The following is a 26091-nucleotide window of genomic DNA, read 5'->3' on the forward strand; positions in this document are numbered from 1 at the left end:
GCGCGACTGTCGGAACCCCTTGGCGAGGAAGCGGTTTTTCATCCATGCGCGCAATATTTCTCCTGCCGCTGCTCGCCCTGGCGGCCTGTGACGAGAAGAAGGACGACCCGCCCGGCGTCGTGACCAACATCGTCGATCAGGCGGCGCCGGAGCCAAGGCAGGCACCTGAGGCCGAAAACGCCCTCCGCACTGCCGAATCCGCGCCGCCACCCTCGTCCGTCGGTTCGACCATTCCGGCAAGCATCCAGGGGCGCTGGACCGGACTGGAGGAACGTTGCGACGAACGCGCGGCGGAGATGAAGTTGACGGTCACGCCCACCAGCCTGGTTTTCCTGGAGAGCGAGGGCAAGGTGACCGGCATGTCCCACGGCCCGGACGGCCGTATCCGCATCGATGCCGCCTTTACCGGCGAAGGGCAGAGCTGGAACAAGACGCTGGAACTGCGACCGTCCGCCAGTGGCCGCGAACTGACGGTGATCGATGACGGCCGGGCGGTGACGCGCAAACGGTGCGGCTAGAGCATCGTGCGCGAAAGTGGGAACCGATTCTGCGCATAAGTCGATACGACGACAAGGAACCAGTGCGCGCGAAACGCTTTCCCAACAGCGCCACACTGGCTAGAGCGGCGCGATGATCGGCCGTCTTACCCTGAGCGATTTCCGCAATCATGCGGATGCGCTGATCGTTCCCGATCACGCTTTCATCGTGCTGACCGGCGAAAATGGCGCGGGCAAGACCAACATATTGGAAGCCGTATCGATGTTGGCGCCGGGGCGCGGCCTGCGCGGCGCGGCCTTGCGCGACATGGCGCGGCAAAGCGGGGCAGGGGGCTTCGGCATCGCGGCGGAAGTGGACGGCGTGATGCTGGGGACCGGCGTTCTGGCCTCCGCCCCCGACCGGCGGCAGGTGCGGATCGGCGGCGTGTCTTCTTCCGCCAATGCGCTGGCGGATCATCTCGCCATCGTGTGGCTGACCCCGGCGATGGACCGGCTGTTCATGGACAGTCCCGGCGGGCGGCGGCGCTTTCTCGACCGGCTGACGCTGGCGCTCCATCCTGCCCATGCCGTGCACAGCGCCCGTTATGAGGCGGCGATGCGGGCGCGCAACCGGCTGTTGAACGATCTTCCCGGCGCTGACCCAAGTTGGCTGAGCGCGCTGGAAATCCAGATGGATGAGCATGGCGCGGCCATCGGGGCGGCGCGCGCCGATCTGGTCGCGCGCCTGAGTGCTTCGCTGGAGCGGCAGCCCGACCATCCCTTCGCCCGTCCGCTCCTGGTCATGGAGAGCGATGGGGGCGGCGACGAACCGTTGGGAGTTCGCCTCGCCCGCGAGCGCCGCCGCGATGCTGCCGCCGGGCGGACCCTGTCCGGCCCGCATCGTCAGGATCTGGCCGTCACCCACGCGGCCAAGGGGCAGGCCGCCGCGCTCTGTTCGACGGGCGAGCAAAAGGCGCTGCTGCTCTCGATCCTGCTCGCCCATGCCGCGCTGGTGACGGATCATCGCGGCCAACCGCCGGTGCTGCTGCTCGACGAAGTGGCGGCTCATCTCGACCCGTCGCGACGAGCTGCACTGTTCGAACGGTTGCGCGAAACCGGTGGCCAGGTCTGGATGACCGGCACGGAAGACAGCCTTTTCAGTGATTTACGCGAATCGACACGCTTCACCGTAACGGCGGGTCACGTTTTTCGTTCCGCAGGTTGACGCACCGCAACAACGACTCGTCGCTCGCTTCTTTTCAACGCGTCCGGCCTCTGCCCTAAGACCTTTCACGGGGTTAGTTCCTGAAAAATATTGGGGGTCGCAACGCATGATCGGTGGTTTTCGCGCTTTTGTCGCAGCGGCAACGCTCGCGCTCGGCGCCCTGATCGTGACCCCCGCCGCTGCTGGCACCCTCCAGTGCGTGCCTTTCGCCCGTCAGATTTCCGGTATCGAACTCTATGGCAACGCCAACACCTGGTGGGGTCAGGCCGATGGCCGCTATGACCGCGGGCATGAACCGCGCGTCGGCGCCGTTCTGGCCTTCGCCGCCAGCCGGTCCATGCCGGTCGGCCATGTCGCCATGGTCAGCAAGATCGTCAGCGACCGCGAAGTGCTGCTGACCCACGCCAACTGGTCCTATCGCGGCGGCATCGAGCGCAACGTCCGCGCCATCGACGTCTCGCCGAACAATGACTGGACCGATGTGCGCGTGTGGTACGGTCCGATCGGTGATCTGGGCGTGCGCTCCAACGCTGCCAGCGGCTTCATCTACGCGCACAAGTCGAACGACATGCCGGTGCAGATCGCCATGGCCGACCGCGCAACCGCCGGCAGCGACTCTGCCCGCGGTGCTTTCTGACATTTTAACCAGTTCCTAAGGGCTGCCGTCTAATCTCTTCGGCGGTGGGGCGATTCTGACGCTTTTGGGGTCGCATGAAATTGGGAACGATGCGCTGGGCGGCCTTGCTGCTGGCCAGCCTGACAACGACGCCTGCGTTGAGCGCGACGGTGCTGCAATGCGTGCCTTATGCGCGCATCGTGTCCGGCGTTCAGCTTTATGGCGACGCGCTGACCTGGTGGGACCAGGCGGAAAATCATTACCGGCGCGGCCACACGCCCCGCAAGGGCGCGGTGCTGGCCTTTCGTCCGGTCGGGCCAATGGTGCTGGGCCATGTCGCGGTGGTCAGCAAGGTGCTGGACGACCGGCGCATTCTGATCCGGCACGCCAACTGGTCGGTGCCCGGCGCGATCGAGGAAGATGTGCTGGCAATCGATGTGTCGGAAGACGGCGATTGGGGCGAGGTCCGGATCTGGCACAGCCCGACCGGCCAGATGGGTGCGCGGAGCAATCCGACCTTCGGTTTCATCTATCCCGACAAGCCGCAATTGCATCCCTTCCGGCCCGATCCGGCGCTGGGCGGCAGTACGCGCTTTGCCGGCATGGATATGCCCAAGGACGATCCGGAGGATGCGGAGGCGGTTTCGCTGCGCAAGGCTTCAGTGGCCCGCAAGCCGCGCCTGGCGATGGACATGCGCGCCATACGCTATGCCGATGCGACGCCTTCGGCGCGCTCGCTGAGGGACATCATCGCGGATGTGAAGCGCGAAGCCGCCTTGCGCTGAAATAAAAAGGCGCCGCCTCATCGTGGAGGCGGCGCCTTTTTCAAAACCCGGAAGAGGGCTTGTTTATTCGCCCTTCTCACTCGCTTCGTCAGCGCCTTCGGCGGCATTCTCGAACCAGGCTTCGACCGGGCCGGACAGCTTGATCGTCAGCGGTTGACCGTGGCGGTCGCGGGTCTTGCCCGCCGCGACGCGAATCCAGCCCTCGGACAGGCAATATTCCTCGACATCGTTACGGACCCGGTCCTTGAACTTGATGCCGATGCCGCGCTGAAGCACGTCCATATCGAAAAAGGGGCTTTTCGGATTGGTGGAAAGGCGGTCGGGAGGGGTATCGCTCATGATAGTTCTGATCCTGTGAATTTCGTCGCGGACTAGCGCTTTGGCCGCCCCTGCGTCAACACTCCCGGCGTTTCGTCGACATCGCAGTAGATTCGGCGGATCACCCCCTGCGCCAGCCAGGATTCGAAACGCCCCTGCGCATCGGCGGCATCCAGAAAGGGATAGGCGACCGGCCGGTCGCTCACCGCATGGCTGGCGGCGATCAGCCGCATCATGGCGTCGGGCGCCGTGGTCAGGATTCGCCCGCGCCGGTCGGTGGCCGCGCTGTTGACGCCCACGACATGGCCGTCCTCGGCAAAGACCGGCCCGCCGCTGATGCCCGACAAGGTGCCGTCGCCCATCGGAATCCGGCCATGTTCGGCCCAGGCGAGGACGGGCTGCGTTTCCTCGCTCGTTCCCCGCCGGGCGCGGGCGGCGCCGATCAGTTCCGATATCACCAGCGTCGGTTGCCCTGCCGGAAAGCCCATATGATAGCCGACCGATCCGGCCGGGGGCACCCGGTCCGACAGGGGTAGGGCATGGTCGCTGGCCAACCAGCTGCGCACCAGCGCCGCATCCGCTTCCCGGCTTTCGATCAGCCGCGAAACCGGCCGGGCGAAGCCGCCTTCCTCTATGCCCACGCGGGCGCAGCCATGGGTGACATGCCCGGCCGTCAGCCACGCGCCGCCGCGGTCCACGGCGAAAGTGGTGCCCATGCTGTCAGCGGGTGCTTCGCCCCGGTCCTCGATCACGAAGCTTTCATCGCTCCATTGCGGCAAGGGACGGCGGGGCGAGCGCGGGTCGAAGGTTTCGACATGGAGCGGCGGCGGTCGGGTGACTTCGCTGACCCACAGCAGCGCCAGGATGATGCCGAGCAGCGCTGGCAGACAGCCGAAGCGCCGGGGCCTCACCGGATCATCCCGCGATCGCGCCGGCGGTGAGACAGGCAATGGCGGCCTTCATCATCGCCAGGAAGATGGCGGCGGAGCGTTCATCGGCCTCGATCCGGGTGGACAGCTGCCCCAGCAGGAAATCGACGAAGCGAAAGGCGATGAGTTGCAGGATCAGCGTCACGCTGCCCCAGATCATGATGTCCCAGACATTGACCGATCCGGCGAGACAAAAGCCCAGCGGTACCGCCAGGCCGATGGCCGCGCCGCCCAACGAGATGGCGGCGGCGCTGTTGCCTGCGCGGATCAGCGCGAATTCATCGTGCGGGGTGATTCCCATGTAAAGCGCCAGTGCCGCCATCCAGGCCAGCGTCGCGCAGGCCAGATGCAGCAGGAAAATGGGCAGGCCCGACAGCAGGCTCTGAATGACGGGCATGGGATCGGTCATGCCATGAAGATGCCGCAAGCCGCCCGCCGGTTCAATCGGTGGGCGGCTTGCGCATCCAAAATCCTCCTCCATCGCTGAGAGGGGAAGGATTGAGCGCGCGCTGCGTGAAATGCCGGGCGCGCGCTCTAAGGTTTTGTTGTCGCATCGTTTTTCGCGAAAAGTCAGGTTCCACCTTTTCGCACGATGCCCTAGCGCGATCAGTTACAGATGCGCACCTTCACGCGCCGGTCGCGATAATGGCTATAGCGCCATTCGGTCCAGCAACGCTGGCGGTAATGGCCGCGCCAATAGCGCCGGTCGCCCCGCCAGTGACGGCGATCGTCATCCCGCCAGCCGCGCCTGTCGTCCCAGCGATGGTCGCCCCCGCGATAGCCGTCGCGATAACCGCCATAATATTGCGCCTGGGCAGGCGCTGCGCCGATGCCCATGGCGGTGATCGCCAGCCCCAGCGCGGCAGCGCCCTTCCACAAGATATTCATGTCTTCATCTCCTCACATGCATGCCCGTCGCTTGGGCGCCGGGGGTCATGAAGGGGGAAGATGCGCCGGATTGACTGAACCGTCCGGGAACGGTCCTGTCAGCCAATATTCATGGTTAATCAGCGGCCTCGCAACGCGGCCTCGGCCTCCAGCATATAATCGCGGGTGATCGGCAGGGACCGCCGGTCGCGGACATATTGGACCTGATAATTCACCATGCTGCCATGTTCGAACACGGTCGCAGCACCCGCAAGGTAGAAGGTCCAGAGGCGGAAGAAGCGCTCGTCATAGAGCGCCACGATGTCCGCCCTGTGCGCCAGGGTCCGCTTGTACCATTCGCGGATGGTGAGGCCGTAATGCATGCGCAGCACCTCGACATCCGTGACCATCAGCCGCGTGCCCTCGCTGCCCTGGATCATTTCCGACAAAGCGGGGATATAGCCGCCGGGGAAGATATATTTCTGGGTGAAGGCGTCGGTCATGCCCGGTCCGTCGACCCGGCCGATGGTGTGGATCAGCATCACCCCGTCCGGCGTCAGCAGGTCGCGGCATTTGTTATAGAAGGTGCGGTAATCCTTGGTCCCGACATGTTCGAACATGCCCACCGACACGATGCGGTCGAACGGCCCCTCTATGTCGCGATAATCGATCAGCTCGAAGCGGACATGGTCGGCGACGCCCGCATCCTGCGCCCGTTGCCGCGCGACCTTCAGCTGTTCTTCCGACAAGGTGATGCCGGTCACGTCCACGCCGCAGGTTCGGTGCAGATAGAGCGCCATGCCCCCCCAGCCGCAGCCGATGTCCAGCACCTTCATGCCGGGTTTCAGATGCAGCTTGGCGGCGATATGCGCCTTCTTGTCCTCCTGCGCCTGTTCCAGGCTGATGCCGGCCTCATTGACGGCATCGGGGAAATAGGCGCAGCTATATTGGCGGTCGCGGTCGAGGAAGAGCGCATAGAGGGCGCCGGACAGATCATAATGATGGGCGACGTTCGCCTTGGACCGGGCGCGATGGTTGGCGGCCCACAGCTTGCGCCGGATCGCCTTGAAGCCGCGCTTCACGGAGCCGAGATCGCTGATCGACTTGCCGCTTTCCCAGGCATTGTTCATGCGGATGAGCGAGATCAGTTCCATGATCCCGCCGCCCTCTATGGCGACGCGCCCGTCGATAAAGGCTTCGGCCATGCCGAGCCGCGGGTCCTTGATGATGTCGAACGGCACGCGCGCGTCGTGGAATTTCAGCGCCAGCGATGGAAATCCCGCTTTGGGCGCCCCGACCGTGATGGTCCTGCCGTCATGATAGTGGATGGTAAGCTGGCCTTGCGTAACCAGCCGCTTGATGACCCGATCGAACAGTTTCATGGGGTCACCCTGTCAGGTCGTTCCGCCGGCGTCAAATACCGGCGTACCAGTCATAACCGGCATGGTCCTCCCAATAGCCGCCCTTGCCCCCGCCAATGCCGTCCATGGTGGCAACCGCCTCAATCTGCATCAAATATTTCGCGTGCTTATAGCCCAGTTGCCGTTCCACCCGCAGCCGCAGCGGCGCGCCATTGGCGACCCGCAGCGGCTGGTCATTGAGCGCGAAGGCCAGGATGGTCTGCGGGTGGAAAGCGTCCGTCAGGTCGATGCTCTCATAATAGCCCTGGCCGCCGCCCATATCGTCGGCGCACCGGAAGACGATATAGCGCGCCCCATCCCGCAACCGGGCCGCATCGAGAATCTGGTTCAGCACGACGCCCCGCCATTTGCCGATGGCGCTCCAGCCCTCGACACAGTCGTGCCGCGTAATCTGCTCGCGATGGGGAAAGGCGCGCAGGTCGGCCAGCGACAGGGCCAATGGCCGCTCCACCAGCCCGCCGATCCGCAGCCGCCAGTCGGCAAAGCCGTTGCGCCACAGCGCTTTATATTCAGGAGTGTTGGGATTGGCGGTACCGTTGGGCCGGAAAAAGGGGGAGATCTGATCGGGCCGGAATTCGTGCGCCAGGGCATTGCGCGCCATCAGGCTGCGCTGGGCCCATTTGTGGAAATTCTCGGCGGAGAACAGCACCTCCCGGAAGGCTTCGTTCTTCGCCAGCCGGTCGCATCCCGCCAGCGTCGCGGCGGCGCCCAGCACCAGGGTCCGGCGGTCGAGGATCAGGCTCACCGCCCCTTCTCCGCATGCGTTTCCGGAATCCGATAGCGTCCGCTGATCATCGACCGGATTTCGTTCCCCGGCCCCGCCAGCAGCACCATCAGGATATGGACGAGAAAGAAGGCCAGCAGCGCAAAGGCCGTGATGAAGTGGATCGACCGCGCCGACTGCCGCCCGCCGAACAGTTCGACCAGCCACGGCCAGGCCGCGTTCATGCCCGGCGACATGGTGAGGCCGGTCAGGACGATGAGCGGCAATGCCAGGAAGATCACGCCGATATAACTGGCCTTTTGCAGCACATTATAATGCAGTGCCGCTTCGCCGGTCGGAAAGCGCAGCCGTGCATGATCGCGAATGTCCTGCCACACATGGCCGGGCGCCAATTCCCCGCGCCGGAAGGCAAGGTCCCGCGCCAGATGCCGGCCCAAGAGGCTCCAGAGCATGTAGAAGAGCAGCGCGAAGGCGAAGATCGGCGCGGCGGTCAGGTGCCAGTGCCGGGACATGGCCAGATTATAATGAGCGGGCAGGGTGATCCACCTGCCGAACCGTTCCAGCTCCAGCCAGGGATGGTCGAAATTCGCGCCATATTGCCCCCAATAGAGCCGGGGATGCGCGTTGAAGATGCCCAGCCCGCTGGTGAACAGCACATAGAGCAGCAGCGCGTTCAGCCAATGCCATAAACGCGTCGGCCATTTGTGGCGCAGCACCAGCCGCGGCGTGGCCTGCTCGCGATCGGATAGGGGGCCATCCATGGGAAACCGTTACTCTTTTGCACCGGTCAGGTCAAAAATGACGTTTCCGTTACAGGCTTGCCGCGCGTGCCCGGTTTCGTTCATCTGGGAGCCAGCTTGGGGAGTCTAAGCGCGCGTTCCGGTCAAAAAGGGGTGTTCTCGAATGCGGCCCCTTTTTTGCGTAAATCAACCTGTTGCGAAAAAGTCTCATATGATCGTAAAGTTCATATCCAACTTGCAACAAGAGCAATCACGTTACATATGCGCCTCGTCGGTGACGAATATCGCCGCACGCATGACGGGAGGAAAGCCGAATAACATCGGTGATCCATGGCGATGAAAGAGTAAAATCCCGACGCCACCCGTAGATAGAACAAAAAACGTCAGTCCTGTTCATGGATATCGGCGTTGCTCATTACATGAGGACTTTATGAAGACTGTGATTCTCGCAGCCGTTGCTGCCGCCGCTTTTGCCGCTCCCGCCTTCGCTCAGGACGCAGCGCCCTTCACCGGTCCGCGCGCGGGCGTCACCATGGGCTATGACAAGTTCGCTGGCCGTGACGGCTTCAGCTACGGCGTGAACACCGGTTTCGACCTGGCCGTGACCCCGAACATCACCTTCGGTCCGGAAGTGTCGCTGAGCGACAGCACCACCAGCCTGGCTGCCGGCGTGGAAGTCAGCCGTGACCTGGCCGCTTCGCTGCGCCTCGGCTACATCGTGACGCCGCGCGCTCTGCTGTTCGGCAAGGTCGGCTATGCCAACACCCGCGTCGAAGCGTCGAACAGCAACGCTGGCGGCTCGTTCGAAGGCGTGCGTTACGGCGGCGGCGTGGAATTCGCCGTGACCGGCAATACCTACATCTCGGCTGAATATCAGCGCAGCGAATATGAAGATGGCATCGGTGGCCGTGACGCGGGCGTCGTCGGCGTCGGCTTCCGCTTCTAATCCTTCGGGAATAGAGTTTGAGGAAAGGGCGGTCCCGCGTGGGCCGCCCTTTTCTTATGCACGCCTCTGCCATGCCGGGGGCAGGGGCTTCAAATCCGGCTCCACCCAGCCCCGTCGCGCCTCCACCGACATCAACCGCTCACGCGACCAATAAGCGAAGGGCCAGTCCTTGCCCCCCAGCGGCGAATCCATCAGCGCCGCCAACGCCGCCTGCGGCCGCACATCGCCGGGCAGGCCCGCCAGCACCGCCCGCGCCGCGCGCAGCGAGGCCTGCGTAATCGTCTCATGATAGCCCGCCGTATCGCTGTTCACCCCGCCCACGCTTTCATTATAGGCCGCGATCATTCCCGGCATGTCGCGTTCCGGCGCCAGATCGGGCCGCCGCAGCATCAGCCACAGCGCGGTCGCGAAATGCGCCTTGTGCGTCCAGTCTTCCCTGGCCAGCGTCCGCGCGCAAAAGCCCGTTGCGATCCGCTCAATCTCTTCGTCCGTCATCGTCCAACCTTTCCCATCCGCCCGAACGGACGGGGCAAAGAAAAACCCCGCCGTTCCGGGCGGGGTTTCGTCTCGCGCCATGAAGAGACGCGACCAATCAACCCCGCTCTATCCGAGCGCGGCTTGCTTCTCCGCGGCGAGGCGGTCCAACTCCGCCCTGCTTTTCTTTTCCGAAGCCGATTTGAGCTGCCCGCAGGCGGCCATGATGTCCCGCCCGCGCGGCGTACGCACAGGCGCGGAAATCCCGCCCTCGAACACGATGTCGGAAAAGCGCCTGATCCGCTCGGGCGTCGAGCATTCATAGTCCGTGCCCGGCCAGGGATTGAACGGGATCAGATTGACCTTGGCGGGCAACTTGTAGTGACGCAGCAGCCGCACCAGTTCGCGCGCATCCTCGTCGCTGTCATTCTTGTCCCTGATCATCACATATTCGAAGGTGATCCGTCGCGCATTGTTGGCGCTCGGATAGTCGGCGCAGGCCTGCAACAGTGCCTCAATGCCGTATTTCTTATTGAGCGGCACCAGTTCGTCGCGCACATCCTTGGTCACGGCATGGAGCGACACGGCGAGGTTCACGCCAATCTCCGCGCCCGCCCGCGCCATCATCGGCACCACGCCGGAGGTGGAGAGCGTGATCCGCCGCTTCGACAAAGCCAGCCCGTCGCCATCCATCACGACCTTCAGCGCGTCGCGCACATGGTCGAAATTATAGAGCGGCTCGCCCATGCCCATCATCACGATGTTGGTCAGCATCCGCCCGTCGGGGCTGTACTGCGATGCATCGTCGGCTTCATCGTCATTGGCCGACGCCATACTGCCCTTGGGCCATTCGCCCAATGCGTCGCGCGCCAGCATGACCTGTCCGACAATCTCGCCCGGCGTCAGATTGCGCACCAGCCGCATCGTACCGGTGTGGCAGAAGCGGCAGTTGAGCGTGCAGCCCACCTGGCTCGACACGCATAGCGTCCCCCGGTCCGCGTCCGGGATGAACACCATCTCATAATCCTGCCCGTCATCGGAGCGCAGCAGCCATTTGCGCGTGCCGTCGCTCGACACCTGCGCTTCGACCACCTGCGGACGGCCCACCACGAAGCGCTCCGCCATCCAGCCGCGCATCGGCTTGGCAAGGTCGGTCATGGCGTCGAAATCCGTCTCGCCACGATGATAGAGCCAGTGGAACAGCTGTTTGGAGCGCAGCTTCGCCTGCTTGGCATCGAGCCCGGCTTCCTCCAGCACGCCCTTGATCTGCGGGCGCGACAGTCCCATCAGGTCAACGCGCCCATCCTCGCGGGGCGTCACGGCGCGGGGTACGGGCACAGGGTCGATAAGGCCGGGAATCGGCATCAAGGGGTTGGCGGCTGTCTGCATGGCCGCGCCCATAGCCGATTTCCGCGCATTTTTAAAGCGGCGGGATTCTACCGCATCCGCGCGCAGCCCAGGGCCGCCGCATCGATCGCCGTCGCCGCCCCGCGCAGCGCATAGGTGTCGGCAAAACCCCGGCCCCCCGCATCCCGCGTCTGCACGCTCATGCCGGTGGCCGATCGCATCGCCGCGATGATCGCCGCGTCGGCCCGCGCATCCGGCGCCCAGGCGTCGACCTGCCCCGCCACCAGCGTAAAGCGCCGGTCGCCCACATTCAGGATCACCGCCGCATCCGCGGCCCGCATCCGGCTCAGGCGGAAATGCACCTGCCCGCGCACCTGCTGCCGCGGCCAGCTTCCGACTGCGGCAAAGCCCGCCGACTGCGCCGCGACCGGCATGGCGATGGCATAGCAGCGTGGACCACCGGATTGGGACCCGGATTGAGACAAGGCCGGATCGCGAAACGCGCCCCAGGCCTCGAACACGCCCAGCGAGTCCCGCGCCTGCGCGGCCGCGCCGATCATCGTCAGGGGGAGGGCGAGGGGCCATAAGCGTTTCACATTCCCGGCAAAGCGCAAGCCGTTCCTTTTTGCAACCCCAGGCGAAACGAAAGGCTCAGCGAATGCTTGCAGGGGCCGCAACAGCGGCTATGAAGGACCATCCATCATTGTCGCCCGGATTCGACCGTCTCCGGGCTTTGCGCAGAAAAGAAACGGACAGATCAGGGACATGAAGGCCACCATCGAACGCGCAACGCTCCTCAAGAGCCTCAGCCATGTCCAGTCGGTGGTTGAGCGGCGCAACACGATTCCGATCCTGTCCAACGTGCTGATCGAGGCGTCGGCGGACGGCGCGATCAAGCTGATGGCGACCGACCTCGACCTCCAGATCGTCGAGAGCGTGTCCGCGCAGGTCGAACAGCCCGGCGCGACCACCATTTCGGCGCACACCCTGTTCGACATCGCCCGCAAGCTGCCCGAAGGCAGCCAGGTCTCGCTCCACGCGGCCGAGGGCAAGATGCTGATTCAGGCGGGCCGCGCCCGCTTCAACCTGTCGACCCTGCCGCGCGACGACTTCCCGGTGATCGCGGAAGGCGACCTGCCGACCAGCTTCGAACTGCCGGCCGAGACGCTGAAGCAGATCATCGACAAGACGCGCTTCGCCATTTCGACCGAAGAGACGCGCTATTATCTGAACGGCATCTATTTCCACGTGTCCGATGATGGCCAGCCGGTGCTGAAGGCAGCCGCCACCGACGGCCACCGCCTCGCCCGCGTCACCGTGCCGCGTCCCGACGGCGCCGACGGCATGCCGGGCATCATCGTGCCCCGCAAATGCATCGGCGAACTGCGCAAGCTGCTCGATGAGGTCGAAGGCTCGGTCCAGATCAGCCTGTCGGCGAGCAAGATCCGCTTCGGTCTGGGCAGCGCGATCCTGACCAGCAAGCTGATCGACGGCACCTTCCCGGATTACAGCCGCGTCATTCCGACCGCCAACGACAAGCTGCTCAAGATCGACCCGCGCAGTTTCGAAGAAGGCGTGGATCGTGTTGCCACCATCGCCACGGAAAAGACCCGCGCGGTCAAGATGACGCTGGAGCGGGACAAGATCGTCCTGTCCGTCACCAGTCCCGAGAACGGCACGGCGGCCGAAGAGGTGCCCGGCGCCTTCCAGGGCGAGGGCTTCGACATCGGTTTCAACGCGCGCTATCTGCTCGACATATTGAACCAGATCGACAGCGAGACGGTCGAACTGCATCTGGCCGACGCCGCCGCACCGACGCTGATCCGTGAAAACGACCGCAGCCCGGCGCTCTACGTGCTGATGCCGATGCGGGTCTAAAGGGCGGAAAAAAGGGCTATTCTGCCGCCGGACAGGTAAGCTTCTTTCAATAACTGCCCATTACGCAGGGACCATGGCTTCCCTGCGGACCAATTTGGCGGAACTGCACGCGCGGCGGATGGATCTCGTCGCCGCCCTCGGACTGACCGAGGGCGGAGCAGGGGTCGATGCCTCCTGGATTTCCGGCACCTTCGTCCACATCGCCCGGCTCTGGCCGCTGATTCTGCTGGGCAAGCTGTGCATCACCGCGCTGTTGCATGTCCCCTTCTACGAACCGGGCAATATCGGCCACGCCATTGCCCTGTCCGCCATGCTGCTGGTGGATGGCGTCGCCATCGTCGTGCCGCGCGGCGCCTGCTTCCAACGGTTGCGGCCCCACCATCAGAAATGGCTGATGCTGCCCATGGTGCTGCTGTCGGGCCTGACCTTCAGCCTGATGCTGGGCCCATCCTTGATCGCGGGTCCGCTGTCGCGCAATCTCGCGGCGGAAATGGCGGTGGCGCTGATGGCGGTGTCGATTTTCGGCGACCGGCGGCTGTTGGGCGTCAGCTATTTCACCGGTTTGCTGATCGCCTCGCTCGCGCATTGGGGGGATTTCGCGCAGGTCGGGCTGCTGATCAGCTGCATCGCGGCGATGCTGATCGCGGCGCTGCGTCAGGCCCATGCGGACATGAACCGCGCCATCGCCTTCTACCAGCGGGACCAGTGCGCCCAGCGGTCCGACCGGTTGCTGCATGAATATGAGCAGTCGGGCCGCGGCTGGTTCTGGGAAACCGACCGCCATGGCTGCATCGCCTATATTTCCGACACGCTGGCGCGCACGCTGGACCGGAGCAACGACGCGCTGATCGGCCGCCCGATCACGGAGATCATCCGCCCCGGCGACCGGCAGGACGGCGATGGCGAGCGCACCCTGGGCTTCCACCTGTCCGCCCGTACCGGCTTTGCTGAAATTCCGATCCGCGCCGCGATGGCGAAGGATGAACGCTGGTGGTCGATTTCGGGCCAGCCGGTGTTCAACGACTATGGCCAGTTCCACGGCTTCCGGGGCAGCGGCACGGACCTCACCGAGATGCGCCGCAGCCAGGCCGAAGTGCATCGGCTGGCCCAATATGATTCGCTGACCGGCCTTGCCAACCGCGTGCAGATGATGCGCTCGCTGGAGCAGGCGGTGGCGGGCACGAACGGCCAGCCCCGCGACTGCACGCTGATGATGCTCGACCTCGACCGGTTCAAGACGGTCAATGACACGCTCGGCCATCCGGCGGGCGATGCGCTGCTGCGTCAGGTCAGTCAGCGGATTCAGCGGGTCGTCGGCGACAAGGGCCTTGTCGGCCGGCAGGGCGGGGATGAATTCAAGATCCTGCTGCCGGGCCGCCCCGACCGGATCCAGCTCGATCATCTTGCCCGCGCGATCATCACCGACGTGTCGCTGCCCTACCAGATTGAGGGCGTGGCCGTCGTGATCGGCGTGTCGATCGGCATTTCCTTCTGTCCCCAGGATGGCGTGACCGCCGATGCGTTGATCCGCAATGCCGACCTTGCCCTCTATGCGGCGAAGGGCGACGGGCGCGGCGTCTATCGCTTCTATTCGCCGGAGATGCACGCCGATGCCGAGGACCGCCGCCAGTTGGAAGCCGACCTCCGCCACGCGCTGATCGAGGATGGGCTGCACCTCGTCTATCAGCCGGTGGTATCGTCCAAGACCGAACGCATCACCGGCTATGAAGCGCTGTTGCGCTGGCAGCATCCGGTGCGCGGCGCGATTTCGCCGGAACAGTTCGTGCCGATTGCCGAGGAAAGCGGCCTGATCGGTCCGATCGGCGACTGGGTGTTGCGCACCGCCTGCCGCGATGCCGCGCAATGGGATGAGGGGGTGCGCGTCGCCGTCAACGTGTCGCCGATCCAGTTCGCCAATCATGGCCTGCCTTCCATCGTCATGAACGCGCTCGCCGCATCGCAACTGGCACCGGAGCGGCTGGAACTGGAACTCACCGAAAGCGTGTTCCTGAGCGACGGCGACGGCACGGAATCGATGTTCGCCCGGCTCAAGGGGCTGGGCGTGCGTCTGGCGCTCGACGATTTCGGCACCGGCTATTCCTCGCTCGGCTATCTGAAGACCGCGCCCTTCGACAAGATCAAGATCGACCAGAGCTTCGTGCGCGGCGCCGCCATCCGGGGCAGCCGCAACAGCGCGATCATCAAGGCGATCGTCGGCCTGGCCGAGGCGCTGGGCATGGACACCACGGCGGAGGGCGCCGAAACCCGGGACGAGCTGGACCTGATCCGCCAATTGGGATGCAGCCATATTCAGGGCTATATCTATGGCCGCCCGCTGCCCGCGCAGGAGGTGCTCGCCCAGCAGCAATGTCATGGCGGCTATGCCGTCCCGCAGGGCTTCCAGTCGAGCCGGGCCGCGCGCCGGACGATGCTCCGCACCGTGGCGGTGTATCATGACGGCCAGGTCCATACCGGGCGAATCCGCAATATTTCCACCACCGGCGCGCAGATCGAAGGGCTGTGGAACATCCCCGAGGGCACGCTGCTGGCGGTTGAACTCAGCGAAGGCCGGACGGTCAACGTCATCGCCCGCTGGTCGAAGGAGGACCGGCTGGGTGTCGAGTTCACCCAGTCGATCGACCTGGCCCATGAGCCCGCGACGCCGCGGGCGCTGGCATCCTGATCCCGGACGCCAGCCTTATTTCAAGTCGCTGAGATGCTGATGCATCACGACTGGGAAACGCTCAAGCGCCGCGCGGGCTTTATCAGGTCCGATGCGTGAACCTCATCGGACCTGGCATTAGAAGAACAGCTTGCGGAAGCTGATCGTCACCACCCGCCCCAGCGGGTCGAGATAGCCCGATTGGTACCGGACCGGCGTGATCCCGTTCGCATCGGTCACGTCGCGCCGCTGGTTGAACAGATTGTCGATCCCGATCGACACGCGCGCGCCGCGCAGGAAGGGATGCTGCTTCACCAGCCCCGGCATCTGCCCGAGATTGGCGAAGAGCCGCAGGTCCACCGTCGCCAGACTGCCGAAGTCCAGCCGCGACGCCCCGCCCGCCGTGCCGTTCAGGGCGCCGTCGACATGGGTGCCGCTTTCCCAGTCGACGCTCAACCGCGCGCCCAGGCCGTTATTGGTATAGCCCATGCGCGCATTGATCTCATGCCGTGGCTGGCCGCCCGACGATCCGGTAGCGCCGCCGTTCAGCAGGTCGAGTTCCGGTACGCCCGGCGCGATCAGGATACTCTCGGTGAAATGCCAGGTGTGATAGAGGCTGAAGCTCAGCCGCCCGCCCCCGCCGCCTCCACCGCCGCCGCGTCTGCCGCCAAACCCGCCCGGTCCGCGCCCGCCGCCGCCAAAACCGCCGCTTCCCGGTCCCTGTCCCCCTTCGCTGCGTGGACGGTCGCCGCCATCCTGCCCTTGGGGCGCCTGATTGCCCTGACCGTCGCCGCGATTGCCGAACAGGCCGCGCAGGTCCTGCAATTCCTTGGGCCGCTCCTCGGGCTTGGCACCCGCCGCCCGCCATGCCTCGACCACCTTCTGGATATGCGATTTGAGCGGAATGGAAAGGTCGAAGCCCCAGCGCAACTGCTCGCTCTGCGACCGCAGATAATTGATCGGCCGCGCGTCGATCTGCACCAGATTGCCGTCCTCATCGCGGACGAAGCGCTGCGAGAAGGCGGCTTCAATGGCTGGTGACGGCGTTGGGAAGGCGGAGATCGGATTGCTCGTCCGGCTGTTGGTATAGGTGGCCGTCAGCGTGAGGTTGGGTTTTTCGAACGGCTTGATATTGGCGCTCAGGCGGAACTGGTCGCGCACGCTTTCCTTGAGGCTGGCATTGCCGCCGCTAAGCTGGTTCACGAACACCGTCTGCCCGGTCGCATAGTCGAAGACGGACATGTTGGGCGTCGAAATCAGCGGATCGGTGATCTGCTGCCCCGTCGGCGCGGCGCGATCCTGATTGGCGGACACCAGCAATTGCACCGCAGGCACCGGCCGCCAGCGCATGCCGTATCCCAGCGTCGACAGCGTGCCGAAATCGGAATAATGCTGCGCCGCCGCGTTCATATTGACGCCGATGTCGCCCACGACGCCCAGCACGCCCTTCGACCGGCTGGTGAGCGGCACGTCCAGACTGACCTGTCCGCTGCCGATCTGCCGGTCATAGCTGGAATTTCGTGCGATGCCCGACCGGATCGACGAGCTATCGAAGCCATTGGCCGATCCGCCGACGCGCACCGACGTCGTCACCGCACCCGCCGGCAGGTCGAACAGCGGCCCGGACAGCAGCAGGTCGCCCTGGATCGCCTGAGACTGCGCGCGCGCCCGGTCGATCACATGGGTGGAAAACAGGCCCGGCGCGAAGCTGCCGAAGGGGTCGGCCCCGCCATTGATCGCGCTCTGGATCAGGGCCGGATCGACGCCGCGGTCGGTGGCGGTGCGGGTGTTGGAATAATCGCCATTGCCGGTGAAGGACCATTGCCAGCCCCGGCCCAGCATCCCGTTCAGCGTCATGCCGAAATGGCCGGTCGTGCCCTTGATCTGCTGCCCCAACTGGCCTGTCTGGCGCAGATAGCGATAGAAGCTCGCCTCATCGGTGAAGGGCGAGAAGGGATTGCCGGCCAGCAGCGTCAGCTGCGCCGCCTGAAATCCTTGCAGGCTGTCGCTATCCGACAGTTCCACCCGCCCGTTGACGGTCAGCGACACCTTGCCCAGCGCGCGGGCCAGCGTCGCGTTGACCGCCAGATTCTCCGTCGCCGGGCTGAGCGTGCGATGATTGGCAAGCTGCGGCCCGGTCATATCATTCTCGCCGACCAGGAAGGCGGCCAGCCCCGATGTCTGATTGGCCTTTTCTCCCTGCACCGTCGGCACGACGCCGCGCTCGCTTTCCAGCAGCGATGCGGCGGTCTTGTACTGCATGTCCAGGGTGAAGCGATTATCGCCCCGGATGCGCAGCACGCCGCCTTCCGCCGACCCGTTTTCCCGCCCGCCCTCGGTGGTCGTACCGGCGCGCAGGTCCACGCTTTCGGCGCGGAACCGCTGGCGCAGCACGATATTCACCACTTTCTGCGTCGGCGCATAGCCATAGCTGAGCGCCGTTTCTTCAGGCAATATGTCGACCCGCGCCACCGCTTCGGAGGGGATGTCCTGAATCTCCGAGAAGCTGGAAATCCGCTTGCCGTTGAGCAGGACGACGGGCGTGCCGTTGGTCTGCGGCGACAATTCGGTGATCATCTCCGCGATGGAGGTGACGCCCAGCGCCCGGACATCGGCGGGGGAAAGCTGCTGTTCCGGCTTGATATTGCCGACCACCGCGCCGCGCTGCGGCTGGCCGGTGACGATGATCTCGTCGGCGTCGTCCATCTGCGCGACGGGGCCCTTGGCCTCCTCGGTCTGCGCCATCAGCGCGCCGGGCGCGGCGCCGAACATCAGTGGAAACAGCAGGCAGGCGAAGGATGGTCGCACTTTTTACCCCTTGAGATTGGAAGACCCTGAAGCCTCCCCTCTAGGGGGGAGTTGTCGCAAAATTCTGGCAATGCCCTTAAAGATTTGTCGCAAAATGTAATCCGGCATTTTGTGCCGGACGGGCAGGGATCACGCCGCGTCGTGAAAGATGATGCCCAGCGTATGGCGCACGCCCGACAGCAGCCGGCTGACGCCATGGCGCATCTGCACCCGGTGGACGCCGCGCGCGCCGATGACCGGCCGTTCCCGCACCGGGAAAACCACTGCATCGCCTTGGGCAAGCGGCACGACCTCGGGCCGCGACTGCATGCGGGGCCGTTGCTCGGTCAGGACGAAGGCGCCGCCGGTAAAGTCCCGGTCCGGCGCGGAGAGCAGGATCGCCGCCTGAAGCGGAAAGACATGCGGCCCATAGACATCCTGATGCAGCGCGTTCCAGTCCCCCGCTTCATAGCGCAGCAGCAGCGGTGTTGCCTTGTCCTGTCCGCCGAGCGCGCCGCGCGCCAGGAAATCGGCATGGCGCGCCGGATAGATCTCGTCTTGGCCCAGCATCGCCGCCCAGCGATTGGCGACCTGCGCCAATGCGGGATACAGCATTTCCCGCAGCGCCGCGACCGGCGCGGGCAGGGGATAGTCGAAATAGCGATAGCGCCCCCTGCCATAGCCATGGCGCGCCATCACCACCTCCTTGCGGAACAGGCGCGGATGATCCCACAGCGCGATCATCTCGGCGCATTGGTCGGGGGAGAGCAGGGCAGGCAGGCGCGCGGCGCCGTGCAGGTCGAGATCGGAAAGGTCCATGCCCGTCAGGGTGACGCCGCCGCGTCCCCCTGTCATCCCGCCGCTTGCGCTCAAAGGGCCTGCATCATTTCGGCTTGCGGAAGCGGAACAGGAAGCGGTCGGTCTTGCCGCGAATGGCGGGATCGAACACAGTCTTGCTATGGTCGTCCTGCGGATTGGCGAGCAGCGGGCTTTCCCCATCCAGCAGGAAGCCGGCCTTGGCGAAGTCCGCCTTGACCACCGCCGGATCGATCCGATGCAGCCTGTCGACAATGGCGCGGGTGTCCCCCGCAGGCCCGGCATGATCGATCACCCCGACAATCCCGCCCGGCCGGGTCGCGGCATAGAGCGCCTTCACGAAGGCGGCCGGATCGGACCGGGGAATGCCCATCTTCTCCGACTCCCAGTAAAGGTCGTGATAATTGAGGTTGATGAGGGTGAAGTCGAAACTGTTCGCGGACGCGGTGAAGCCCTCGAACTTATAGCTCACCCATTTCACCTCCGGCCGTCGCGCCTGAAGCGCCTGCCATTTCTGCTGGCCTTCGGGCTTGGCCGTGAACTGGCTCGGCTCGAAGCCCGTCACCTTGCCCTTGGGTCCTACGACATCGGCCATGATCTCCGCCCAATAGCCCGATCCGGTCACGATATCGGCCGCCTTCATGCCCGGCTTCAGGCCCAGAAAGGCGAGCGTTCCGGCAGGCTTGCGGCCTTCGTCCAGCGCCTTGGCCTCGGCCGGGCGCTTGGGATCGGCCAGGGCGGCGGCATAGTCGGGCGCCTTCGCCATGGCGGCGAGCGGTGTTGCAAGGGCAAGGGTGGCGCAGAAAAGGACAAGGGCAGAACGCATCGGAAACCCTCCTATCTAGGATGGGGCGGACCATGCACCTTCGTCCGTGGGCGCTCAAGCGTCTCTGTCGAAACGGATCGCGCGTCTGTCGATTGCATTGCCCGTCAGACTTTCTACACCTGAAGCCATGCGCACGCTCTACCCGCCTGTCGAACCCTTCGCCTCCGGTCATCTCGATGTCGGGGACGGCCACAGCCTCTATTGGGAACGCGCCGGCACGCCCGGCGCCAAGCCGGCTGTCTTCCTCCATGGCGGTCCCGGCGGCGGCATTTCGCCCGACCATCGCCGGCTGTTCGACCCGGCGCGCTATGACGTCCTCCTCTTCGACCAGCGCGGCTGCGGCCGTTCGACGCCCCACGCGGAACTGGAGGCCAACACCAGCTGGCATCTCGTCGCGGACATAGAGCGCCTGCGGGAGATGATGGGCGTTGACCAATGGTTGGTCTTCGGCGGAAGCTGGGGGTCGACGCTGGCTTTGTCCTATGCCCAGACCCATGCCGACCGCGTGACCGAACTGGTGCTGCGCGGCATCTTCACCATCCGCAAACAGGAAATCGACTGGTATTATCAGCACGGGGCCAGCCGCATCTATCCCGACAAATGGGAACGCTTCGTCGCGCCCATCCCGGAGGCCGAGCGCGGCGACCTGCTCCACGCCTATCGCCGCATCCTGACCGGCGACGATCGCGCGGAGCGGATCGCCGCCGCCAAGGCCTGGAGCGTCTGGGAAGGCGAAACCATCCGCCTGCTGCCCGATGAAGCGCTCTCCGCCACCCATGAAGCCGATGATTTCGCGCTCGCCTTCGCGCGCATCGAAAATCATTATTTCGTCCATGGCGGCTGGCTGGAGGAGGGGCAACTGATCCGCGACGCGGGCAAGCTGGCGGCCATTCCGGGCGTGATCGTCCAGGGCCGCTATGACATGGCCTGCCCCGCGGAGACCGCCTGGGCGCTGCACCGCGCGTGGCCGCAGGCGCGCTTCGAAATGATCGAGGGGGCGGGCCATGCCTATAACGAGCCGGGCATTCTCGACGCCCTTATCCGAGCCACGGACGCCTTCGCGGCGTGATCAACAGGAAAGACAGTGCATGCGGAAAATGATCGTATTGGCTGCGATGTTCAGCCTGATGTCCTGCGGCGAAAGCAGCGACCAGACCCCCGCCAGCCCGCAGGCCGCGCCCGAAACCGGCGCGGCGGCCGAGGTCGCGAAGCTGGATGAGAGGTTGCGCAACGGCGTGCTGGAAAAGGCGATCAAGGCATCGGGCGCGTTATGCCCCAGCGTCACCAGTTCCGAACGCGCCGAGGTGCGAACCGGGGTCAAGGGCTGGAAAGCCGCCTGCGACAACGGGACCGCCCATCTGATCGAAATTCACGCCGATGGCACGGCCAATGTGACCAGCCGGACTTATTGAGAAAAGACGGCCCCGCCGGTCGACAGCTATTGCGAAGGCATCGTGCCGGGCCGCAAATGGGCAAACATATGCGCGACATAGTCGGCCTTGCCCAGATTGACGCCCTGGGCGCGCAGGATCGCATAGGCGATCATCACGTGGAAATAAAATTGGGGAAGAGTCCAGTCGCGGGCATATTGCTGCGCGGTGAGATCGAAGATCATGCCGTTCGCCAGGTCATGCGCAATCTGTCCGTCGGAGACCGTTTCGCCCGTTTCGCGCGCCAGCGATTGCACGAGCGCGATGGCTTCGCCGATCCGCGCCTGCGCATCAGCCAGTGAGCCGGGATGCTCGCCGCCATTGCGGCCTTCGTTTAGCAGGATGCCGATCGATGGTGGAAAGGCCTCTCCCCTGATCCGGAACATGCCTTCCATGGCCTGCACACAGGCAAAGCGGATCTGTGTGGAGAGGGGAAACATGTCAGGCGCAAGACGCGCGGACAGCAGCGCCTCGGCCTGTTCCGCGCCCATCTGCGCCTGCGCCTTGCCGATCCAGTTCGACAATGCCTGCAACATTTGCACATAGGTGGGCGCAAGGCAGTTCATCAACGTCACGATATTCCCCTTTTCCATCAGTTCCGGAGGCGATGTTACCGCCCGAACTTCTTCTGCACCTTCCCGTAGCGCAATTTCCGCGTTCCGGGCTTCCCCTCGGTCGCGCGTCCTCGCGGCGCCGCCACCTGCTGCTCGGCGGGCAAGCCCAGTTCTTCCGCCTCCAGCTTGCGGATTTCGTCGCGGATGCGCCCCGCCTCCTCAAACTCCAGATCCGCCGCCGCCGCGCGCATCTTCTTCTCCAGATCCTCGATATAGGCGCGGAGGTTGTGCCCGACGAGATGCGGCCGGTCCTCCAGCCCAGTCTCGACCGTGACCTGATCCTTGGACGCGACATGGGCGATGATGTCGCTGATATTCTTCTTCACCGTCTGCGGCGTGATGCCATGCTCGGCATTATATTCCATCTGCTTTTCGCGCCGCCGCGAGGTTTCATTGAGCGCTCGCTCCATCGACCCGGTGATCCGGTCGGCATAGAGGATCACCCGCCCGTCGACATTGCGCGCCGCGCGCCCGATCGTCTGGATCAGCGAGGTTTCGGAGCGCAAAAAGCCCTCCTTGTCCGCATCGAGAATCGCCACCAGCCCGCATTCGGGAATATCCAGCCCCTCGCGCAGCAGGTTGATGCCGATCAGCACATCATAGACGCCCAGCCGCAGATCGCGGATCAGTTCGATGCGCTCCAGCGTCTCGACGTCCGAATGCATGTAGCGGACCTTGATCCCCGCTTCATGCATGAACTCCGTCAGGTCCTCGGCCATCCGCTTGGTCAGCGTCGTGACGAGCGTGCGGTAGCCCTGCGCCGCGACCTTGCGGCATTCGTTGATGAGGTCGTCGACCTGATCCTCGACCGGCTTGATCTCGACCGGCGGGTCGATGAGGCCGGTGGGTCGGATCACCTGTTCGGAGAAGGTGCCGCCGGTCTGCTCCATCTCCCACGGCCCCGGCGTCGCGGAGACGCTGACCGTCTGCGGTCGCATCGCGTCCCACTCGTTGAAGCGCAAGGGCCGGTTGTCGATGCAGCTCGGCAGGCGGAAGCCATATTCGGCCAGCGTGATCTTGCGCCGATGGTCGCCCCGCGCCATCGCGCCGATCTGCGGCACGGTCTGGTGGCTCTCGTCCACGAACAGCAGCGCATTCTCCGGCAGATATTCGAACAGGGTCGGCGGCGGCTCGCCCGGTAGGCGACCGGTCAGGAAGCGCGAATAATTCTCGATCCCCGCGCACGATCCCGTCGCCGCGATCATCTCCAGATCGAAGTTCGTTCGCTGTTCCAGCCGCTGGGCCTCCAGCAGCTTGCCCTCGGACGTCAGTTCCTTCAGCCGTTCGGTCAGTTCGAAACAGATCGCCTCCATCGCCTGCTTGAGCGTCGGCCCCGGCGTGACGTGGTGGCTGTTGGGAAAGACCTTCACATAATCGAGCGACGCGATCTTCTTTCCCGTCAGGGGGTCGAACTCGACAATCTCCTCGATCTCATTGCCGAAGAAGCTGACCCGCCACGCCGTATCCTCATAGTGGGAGGGGAAAATCTCCAGATTATCCCCCTTCACCCGGAAATTGCCGCGCGCAAAACCCGCATCGTTGCGCTTGTACTGGAGCGCGACCAGCTTGCGGATAATCTCCCGCTGGTCCTCGATCTGGCCCTTTTTCATCGAGAAGGTCATGGCGGAGTAGGTTTCGACCGACCCGATGCCGTAGAGGCACGACACCGACGCCACGATCAGCACATCGTCCCGTTCCAGCAGCGCGCGGGTGGCCGAGTGCCGCATCCGGTCGATCGCCTCGTTAACGCTGGACTCCTTCTCGATATAGGTGTCCGACCGCGGCACATAGGCTTCGGGCTGGTAATAATCATAATAGCTGACGAAATATTCGACCGCGTTTTCGGGGAAGAAGCTCTTGAACTCCCCATAAAGCTGCGCCGCCAAAATCTTGTTCGGCGCCAGCACCAGCGCGGGCCGCTGCAATGCCTCGATCACCTTCGCCATGGTGAAGGTCTTGCCGGAGCCGGTGACGCCCAGCAGCACCTGATCCTTCTCGCCCTGAAGCGCGGTGTCCACCAGTTCGGCGATGGCGGTCGGCTGGTCGCCCGACGGCTCATAATCCGACACCAGCTTGAACGGTCGTCCGCCCTCGCTCTTTTCCGGGCGCGCGGGGCGGTGGGGGACGAAGCCTTCGTCGGTCTGCGGCTCGTCCAGCGTGGTGCGGATTTGAATTGTCATCGCCGCTTGATATGGTCCCGCCCCAGGCGGGGTGCAACAGGGAGGATTTTCAATGCGCAAAACTGTGTGGGGCCTGATGGGAGCAACGGCTTTGCTGGCCGCCTGCGGCGAGAAACCAGCCGGTTCCGGCCAGCCCCAGACCCGGGAGGAGGTCAAGCAACAGGTCGAGAAGGTCCAGCTCAAGCCCGGCCAGTGGGAGGGCAGCTATGAACTCATCGACATCGACATGCCGAACATGCCCGGCGGCGGCGCCCAGATGAAAGAGCAGATGAAAAAGATGATGAGCCGCACGGCCATCAAATATTGCGTCTCGCCTGAAGAAGCGGCCAACCCCAGCGGCAAGATGTTCTCCGGTCAGGAGAATAAGGACTGCACCTATAAGGGCTTCGACGCCAGCGGCGGATCGGTGAAGGGCGAGATCAGCTGCAAATCGTCGCAGGGCGGCACGATGAACGCCGTCATGTCCGGTGACTATGCGCCGGAAAGCTATGCCATGCACATGGACATGAAGATGACCGGCGCGCCCAACGGCATGAACATGAGCATGAAGGCCAAGACGTCGGGCAAGTGGATCGGGTCGGCCTGCACGCCAAAATGAGTGATCAAAGCCCGGCTTGCTGGCTTTGCGGCCGGCCGCTGGGCAAGCGTGTCGAATGGCATCATCCGCTGCCGAAAAGCCGGGCCAAAAATCGGGACGATCGGGGCACCGTACCCGTCCACCCGATCTGCCACCGCGCCATTCACGCGCATTTGAGCAATGCCGACCTTGCCCGCGCCTATAGCGATGCCGATGCGCTGCGCGCTCATCCTGGCCTTGCCCGCTTCCTCGGCTGGGTCGCGAACAAGCCCGCCGATTTTCACGCCCCCACCCACAAGAAGCGCTGACCAGATTTTTCTTGCGCTTTTCGTGACTTGGCGCGAGCCTCCATATTGTTCCAAAGAGAACAGGGGAGAGGATATGCGAAAGATGGTGCTGGCGGCGCTGCCGCTTGGGCTGATGACTCTGGCCGCCTGCGGAAACAAGGCGGAACCTGAACCCGAAACGGTCGAAGCGCCGATAGTGATGAAAGCGGGCGAATGGACGTTCACCCGCAAGACCACCGGCTATAACACCCCCACCGTGACCCCGGCCGAATATCAGGCCGCGCTCAAGCAGACGAGCGAGGACAAGAGCTGCATCGCCGTCGATGCGGGGGGCTTGCCCGACGCCAATGCGCTGGCCGGCGCGGAGGGCAAGGATTGCAGCTACAAGGACAAGCTGATCCACAAGGGGCGGTTGATCGCCACCCTGGCCTGCACTTCGGGCAAGGGCACGTCGGAGATCGCGCTGGAGGGCAATTTCACCGCCGACACGCTGACATTGGGCAGCACCATGACGAAGACGGAGGGCGGCCAACCCGTCCTGCGCACCCAACATGACCTCACCGGCAAGCGCACCGGGGAATGCGCCAAAGGCTAAACAGCCGGCCCGCAAGGGAAAATCGAACCTGCGCCGGGCTGCGATTCATGCGATGGTCATGGGCGACATCATCTCGTTGAGACGGGGAGTCGTTCCATGCTCTTTCACCTGTCGATCGCAGCCCGGGACCCGCGCCATGTCGCGCAGGTCATCGCGCAATTCTGGCGTGGGGAGGCCTTTTCCTTCCCGCCCGTCACCCCCGGCAGCTGGATCGCGCTTGCAGGCGACGATCGCGGCACGGCGATAGAGGTCTATCCGCTCGGCACCGTCCTGCGCGAGCCGGAGGGCGATGCCGACAGCTTCGGCGAACGGACGCAGCAGGCCGGCTACACCGCCACCCATGCCGCCATCGCCACGGTGCTGAGTCAGGAGGAGGTGTTTGCCATCGCCGCCCGCGAAGGCTGGTCCGCCAAATATCGCAAGCGGGGCGGGAGCTTCGGTGTGATCGAACTGTGGATCGAGGGGCGCCAGATGGTCGAACTGCTGACGGAGGACATGCAGGCCGAATATCTGGCGACGGTGACGACCGACGATTTCCGCGCCATGCTTCAGGCGATGGCGTCCGCCTGAT

Annotated in this window: 28 protein-coding genes; 13 read left to right on the top strand and 15 right to left on the bottom strand. The window is 64.6% G+C overall.

The features are described 5' to 3' along the window. The first annotated feature begins 44 nt into the window (after nucleotides 1-44). The 4 genes from F7P65_RS07990 (at nucleotide 45) to F7P65_RS08005 (ending at nucleotide 3102) form a co-directional block, all read left to right on the top strand. Nucleotides 45-518, top strand: coding sequence for a hypothetical protein (locus F7P65_RS07990; RefSeq protein WP_240334236.1), 474 nt, complete (start codon nucleotides 45-47; stop codon nucleotides 516-518). 112 nt (nucleotides 519-630) lie between these two features. Then, nucleotides 631-1701 carry a DNA replication/repair protein RecF gene (gene recF, locus F7P65_RS07995; RefSeq protein ID WP_150291210.1) on the top strand — a complete coding sequence of 357 codons (1071 nt, stop codon included), beginning with the start codon at nucleotides 631-633 and terminating at the stop codon, nucleotides 1699-1701. Between the two features lie 106 nt (nucleotides 1702-1807). After that, on the top strand, nucleotides 1808-2338 hold the full coding sequence (locus F7P65_RS08000) for a CHAP domain-containing protein (RefSeq protein WP_150291211.1): 531 nt from the start codon (nucleotides 1808-1810) through the stop codon (nucleotides 2336-2338). 74 nt (nucleotides 2339-2412) lie between these two features. After that, complete coding sequence (locus F7P65_RS08005; RefSeq protein WP_240334237.1) at nucleotides 2413-3102, top strand: CHAP domain-containing protein; 690 nt, start codon at nucleotides 2413-2415, stop codon at nucleotides 3100-3102. A gap of 63 nt (nucleotides 3103-3165) precedes the next feature. Here F7P65_RS08005 and F7P65_RS08010 read toward each other — a convergent pair whose 3' ends face one another. From F7P65_RS08010 to F7P65_RS08040, 7 genes are all read right to left on the bottom strand, one after another. Continuing rightward, complete coding sequence (locus tag F7P65_RS08010) at nucleotides 3166-3441, bottom strand: DUF3297 family protein (protein ID WP_150291212.1); 276 nt, start codon at nucleotides 3439-3441, stop codon at nucleotides 3166-3168. A 32-nt stretch (nucleotides 3442-3473) separates the two neighbouring features. Continuing rightward, entirely contained in the window at nucleotides 3474-4331 is an 858-nt protein-coding gene (locus F7P65_RS08015; protein WP_150291213.1) for a S1 family peptidase, read from the bottom strand. Nucleotides 4332-4335: 4 nt separating this feature from the next. Next, nucleotides 4336-4758, bottom strand: coding sequence for a DUF350 domain-containing protein (locus tag F7P65_RS08020; protein WP_150291214.1), 423 nt, complete (start codon nucleotides 4756-4758; stop codon nucleotides 4336-4338). A 197-nt stretch (nucleotides 4759-4955) separates the two neighbouring features. After that, complete coding sequence (locus tag F7P65_RS08025; RefSeq protein WP_150291215.1) at nucleotides 4956-5237, bottom strand: hypothetical protein; 282 nt, start codon at nucleotides 5235-5237, stop codon at nucleotides 4956-4958. A gap of 119 nt (nucleotides 5238-5356) precedes the next feature. Beyond that, entirely contained in the window at nucleotides 5357-6598 is a 1242-nt protein-coding gene (locus F7P65_RS08030; RefSeq protein ID WP_150291216.1) for an SAM-dependent methyltransferase, read from the bottom strand. Nucleotides 6599-6629: 31 nt separating this feature from the next. Beyond that, on the bottom strand, nucleotides 6630-7376 hold the full coding sequence (locus tag F7P65_RS08035) for a molybdopterin-dependent oxidoreductase (protein ID WP_162854564.1): 747 nt from the start codon (nucleotides 7374-7376) through the stop codon (nucleotides 6630-6632). A 2-nt stretch (nucleotides 7377-7378) separates the two neighbouring features. Continuing rightward, entirely contained in the window at nucleotides 7379-8122 is a 744-nt protein-coding gene (locus F7P65_RS08040; protein ID WP_150291218.1) for a cytochrome b/b6 domain-containing protein, read from the bottom strand. Nucleotides 8123-8531: 409 nt separating this feature from the next. Between F7P65_RS08040 and F7P65_RS08045 the strand changes: the two genes are divergently transcribed. Then, the gene (locus F7P65_RS08045; RefSeq protein ID WP_150291219.1) at nucleotides 8532-9047 is read left to right on the top strand and encodes an outer membrane protein; all 516 of its coding nucleotides are present in this window, start codon (nucleotides 8532-8534) and stop codon (nucleotides 9045-9047) included. Between the two features lie 54 nt (nucleotides 9048-9101). On the opposite strand, the gene F7P65_RS08050 is transcribed toward F7P65_RS08045, so the two are convergent. The 3 genes from F7P65_RS08050 to F7P65_RS08060 all read right to left on the bottom strand — a co-directional run bounded on the left by F7P65_RS08050 (nucleotide 9102) and on the right by F7P65_RS08060 (nucleotide 11428). Then, nucleotides 9102-9542 carry a hypothetical protein gene (locus tag F7P65_RS08050; RefSeq protein ID WP_150291220.1) on the bottom strand — a complete coding sequence of 147 codons (441 nt, stop codon included), beginning with the start codon at nucleotides 9540-9542 and terminating at the stop codon, nucleotides 9102-9104. Nucleotides 9543-9650: 108 nt separating this feature from the next. After that, nucleotides 9651-10910 carry a dual-specificity RNA methyltransferase RlmN gene (gene rlmN, locus F7P65_RS08055; protein ID WP_150291221.1) on the bottom strand — a complete coding sequence of 420 codons (1260 nt, stop codon included), beginning with the start codon at nucleotides 10908-10910 and terminating at the stop codon, nucleotides 9651-9653. Between the two features lie 47 nt (nucleotides 10911-10957). Beyond that, nucleotides 10958-11428: a hypothetical protein gene (locus tag F7P65_RS08060; protein WP_150291270.1), complete on the bottom strand. Its 471-nt coding sequence runs from the start codon at nucleotides 11426-11428 to the stop codon at nucleotides 10958-10960. Nucleotides 11429-11633: 205 nt separating this feature from the next. On the opposite strand from F7P65_RS08060, the gene dnaN reads away from it, so the two are divergent. Further along, nucleotides 11634-12746: a DNA polymerase III subunit beta gene (gene dnaN, locus F7P65_RS08065; protein ID WP_150291222.1), complete on the top strand. Its 1113-nt coding sequence runs from the start codon at nucleotides 11634-11636 to the stop codon at nucleotides 12744-12746. Nucleotides 12747-12819: 73 nt separating this feature from the next. Next, complete coding sequence (locus tag F7P65_RS08070; RefSeq protein ID WP_150291223.1) at nucleotides 12820-15429, top strand: EAL domain-containing protein; 2610 nt, start codon at nucleotides 12820-12822, stop codon at nucleotides 15427-15429. Nucleotides 15430-15546: 117 nt separating this feature from the next. Here F7P65_RS08070 and F7P65_RS21970 read toward each other — a convergent pair whose 3' ends face one another. From F7P65_RS21970 to F7P65_RS08085, 3 genes are all read right to left on the bottom strand, one after another. Then, entirely contained in the window at nucleotides 15547-18216 is a 2670-nt protein-coding gene (locus F7P65_RS21970) for a TonB-dependent receptor (RefSeq protein WP_162854561.1), read from the bottom strand. Nucleotides 18217-18345: 129 nt separating this feature from the next. Continuing rightward, nucleotides 18346-19050 (bottom strand): 2OG-Fe(II) oxygenase, encoded by a 705-nt coding sequence (locus F7P65_RS08080; protein WP_150291224.1) that lies wholly within the window; start codon nucleotides 19048-19050, stop codon nucleotides 18346-18348. A 28-nt stretch (nucleotides 19051-19078) separates the two neighbouring features. Then, nucleotides 19079-19837: a class I SAM-dependent methyltransferase gene (locus tag F7P65_RS08085; RefSeq protein WP_150291225.1), complete on the bottom strand. Its 759-nt coding sequence runs from the start codon at nucleotides 19835-19837 to the stop codon at nucleotides 19079-19081. Nucleotides 19838-19964: 127 nt separating this feature from the next. On the opposite strand from F7P65_RS08085, the gene pip reads away from it, so the two are divergent. Further along, nucleotides 19965-20906, top strand: coding sequence for a prolyl aminopeptidase (pip, locus tag F7P65_RS08090; RefSeq protein ID WP_150291226.1), 942 nt, complete (start codon nucleotides 19965-19967; stop codon nucleotides 20904-20906). Between the two features lie 19 nt (nucleotides 20907-20925). Next, the gene (locus F7P65_RS08095; protein WP_240334238.1) at nucleotides 20926-21249 is read left to right on the top strand and encodes a hypothetical protein; all 324 of its coding nucleotides are present in this window, start codon (nucleotides 20926-20928) and stop codon (nucleotides 21247-21249) included. Between the two features lie 26 nt (nucleotides 21250-21275). Here F7P65_RS08095 and F7P65_RS08100 read toward each other — a convergent pair whose 3' ends face one another. Together F7P65_RS08100 and uvrB are read right to left on the bottom strand one after the other, a co-directional pair. Further along, nucleotides 21276-21842, bottom strand: a complete 567-nt coding sequence (locus tag F7P65_RS08100) for a DUF1993 domain-containing protein (RefSeq protein ID WP_150291272.1) — start codon at nucleotides 21840-21842, stop codon at nucleotides 21276-21278. A 35-nt stretch (nucleotides 21843-21877) separates the two neighbouring features. Next, on the bottom strand, nucleotides 21878-24061 hold the full coding sequence (gene uvrB / locus F7P65_RS08105; protein WP_150291227.1) for an excinuclease ABC subunit UvrB: 2184 nt from the start codon (nucleotides 24059-24061) through the stop codon (nucleotides 21878-21880). Nucleotides 24062-24113: 52 nt separating this feature from the next. On the opposite strand from uvrB, the gene F7P65_RS08110 reads away from it, so the two are divergent. The 4 genes from F7P65_RS08110 to F7P65_RS08125 all read left to right on the top strand — a co-directional run bounded on the left by F7P65_RS08110 (nucleotide 24114) and on the right by F7P65_RS08125 (nucleotide 26090). Next, a complete protein-coding gene (locus tag F7P65_RS08110) occupies nucleotides 24114-24659 on the top strand; it encodes a DUF3617 domain-containing protein (RefSeq protein WP_150291228.1) in 546 nt (181 codons plus the stop codon). Further along, nucleotides 24656-24946: an HNH endonuclease gene (locus F7P65_RS08115; RefSeq protein ID WP_150291229.1), complete on the top strand. Its 291-nt coding sequence runs from the start codon at nucleotides 24656-24658 to the stop codon at nucleotides 24944-24946. Before F7P65_RS08110 ends, F7P65_RS08115 begins: the two co-directional genes overlap by 4 nt. Nucleotides 24947-25019: 73 nt before the next feature. After that, nucleotides 25020-25520: a DUF3617 domain-containing protein gene (locus F7P65_RS08120; protein ID WP_150291230.1), complete on the top strand. Its 501-nt coding sequence runs from the start codon at nucleotides 25020-25022 to the stop codon at nucleotides 25518-25520. A 96-nt stretch (nucleotides 25521-25616) separates the two neighbouring features. Beyond that, nucleotides 25617-26090 (top strand): hypothetical protein, encoded by a 474-nt coding sequence (locus F7P65_RS08125; protein WP_150291231.1) that lies wholly within the window; start codon nucleotides 25617-25619, stop codon nucleotides 26088-26090. The last annotated feature ends 1 nt before the right edge of the window (nucleotide 26091 follow it).

Source organism: Sphingobium estronivorans (assembly GCF_008692605.1).
Lineage (GTDB): Bacteria > Pseudomonadota > Alphaproteobacteria > Sphingomonadales > Sphingomonadaceae > Sphingobium > Sphingobium estronivorans.

Bases quoted from the DNA above. Each gene is read 5' to 3' on its own strand.
- F7P65_RS07990 (WP_240334236.1), top strand. From the start codon at position 45: ATGCGCGCAATATTTCTCCTGCCGCTGCTCGCCCTGGCGGCCTGTGAC.
- recF (WP_150291210.1), top strand. From the start codon at position 631: ATGATCGGCCGTCTTACCCTGAGCGATTTCCGCAATCATGCGGATGCG.
- F7P65_RS08000 (WP_150291211.1), top strand. From the start codon at position 1,808: ATGATCGGTGGTTTTCGCGCTTTTGTCGCAGCGGCAACGCTCGCGCTC.
- F7P65_RS08005 (WP_240334237.1), top strand. From the start codon at position 2,413: ATGAAATTGGGAACGATGCGCTGGGCGGCCTTGCTGCTGGCCAGCCTG.
- F7P65_RS08010 (WP_150291212.1), bottom strand. From the start codon at position 3,441: ATGAGCGATACCCCTCCCGACCGCCTTTCCACCAATCCGAAAAGCCCC.
- F7P65_RS08020 (WP_150291214.1), bottom strand. From the start codon at position 4,758: ATGACCGATCCCATGCCCGTCATTCAGAGCCTGCTGTCGGGCCTGCCC.
- F7P65_RS08025 (WP_150291215.1), bottom strand. From the start codon at position 5,237: ATGAATATCTTGTGGAAGGGCGCTGCCGCGCTGGGGCTGGCGATCACC.
- F7P65_RS08030 (WP_150291216.1), bottom strand. From the start codon at position 6,598: ATGAAACTGTTCGATCGGGTCATCAAGCGGCTGGTTACGCAAGGCCAG.
- F7P65_RS08040 (WP_150291218.1), bottom strand. From the start codon at position 8,122: ATGGATGGCCCCCTATCCGATCGCGAGCAGGCCACGCCGCGGCTGGTG.
- F7P65_RS08045 (WP_150291219.1), top strand. From the start codon at position 8,532: ATGAAGACTGTGATTCTCGCAGCCGTTGCTGCCGCCGCTTTTGCCGCT.
- F7P65_RS08050 (WP_150291220.1), bottom strand. From the start codon at position 9,542: ATGACGGACGAAGAGATTGAGCGGATCGCAACGGGCTTTTGCGCGCGG.
- rlmN (WP_150291221.1), bottom strand. From the start codon at position 10,910: ATGCAGACAGCCGCCAACCCCTTGATGCCGATTCCCGGCCTTATCGAC.
- F7P65_RS08060 (WP_150291270.1), bottom strand. From the start codon at position 11,428: ATGATCGGCGCGGCCGCGCAGGCGCGGGACTCGCTGGGCGTGTTCGAG.
- dnaN (WP_150291222.1), top strand. From the start codon at position 11,634: ATGAAGGCCACCATCGAACGCGCAACGCTCCTCAAGAGCCTCAGCCAT.
- F7P65_RS08070 (WP_150291223.1), top strand. From the start codon at position 12,820: ATGGCTTCCCTGCGGACCAATTTGGCGGAACTGCACGCGCGGCGGATG.
- F7P65_RS08080 (WP_150291224.1), bottom strand. From the start codon at position 19,050: ATGACAGGGGGACGCGGCGGCGTCACCCTGACGGGCATGGACCTTTCC.
- F7P65_RS08085 (WP_150291225.1), bottom strand. From the start codon at position 19,837: ATGCGTTCTGCCCTTGTCCTTTTCTGCGCCACCCTTGCCCTTGCAACA.
- pip (WP_150291226.1), top strand. From the start codon at position 19,965: ATGCGCACGCTCTACCCGCCTGTCGAACCCTTCGCCTCCGGTCATCTC.
- F7P65_RS08095 (WP_240334238.1), top strand. From the start codon at position 20,926: ATGCGGAAAATGATCGTATTGGCTGCGATGTTCAGCCTGATGTCCTGC.
- uvrB (WP_150291227.1), bottom strand. From the start codon at position 24,061: ATGACAATTCAAATCCGCACCACGCTGGACGAGCCGCAGACCGACGAA.
- F7P65_RS08110 (WP_150291228.1), top strand. From the start codon at position 24,114: ATGCGCAAAACTGTGTGGGGCCTGATGGGAGCAACGGCTTTGCTGGCC.
- F7P65_RS08115 (WP_150291229.1), top strand. From the start codon at position 24,656: ATGAGTGATCAAAGCCCGGCTTGCTGGCTTTGCGGCCGGCCGCTGGGC.
- F7P65_RS08120 (WP_150291230.1), top strand. From the start codon at position 25,020: ATGCGAAAGATGGTGCTGGCGGCGCTGCCGCTTGGGCTGATGACTCTG.
- F7P65_RS08125 (WP_150291231.1), top strand. From the start codon at position 25,617: ATGCTCTTTCACCTGTCGATCGCAGCCCGGGACCCGCGCCATGTCGCG.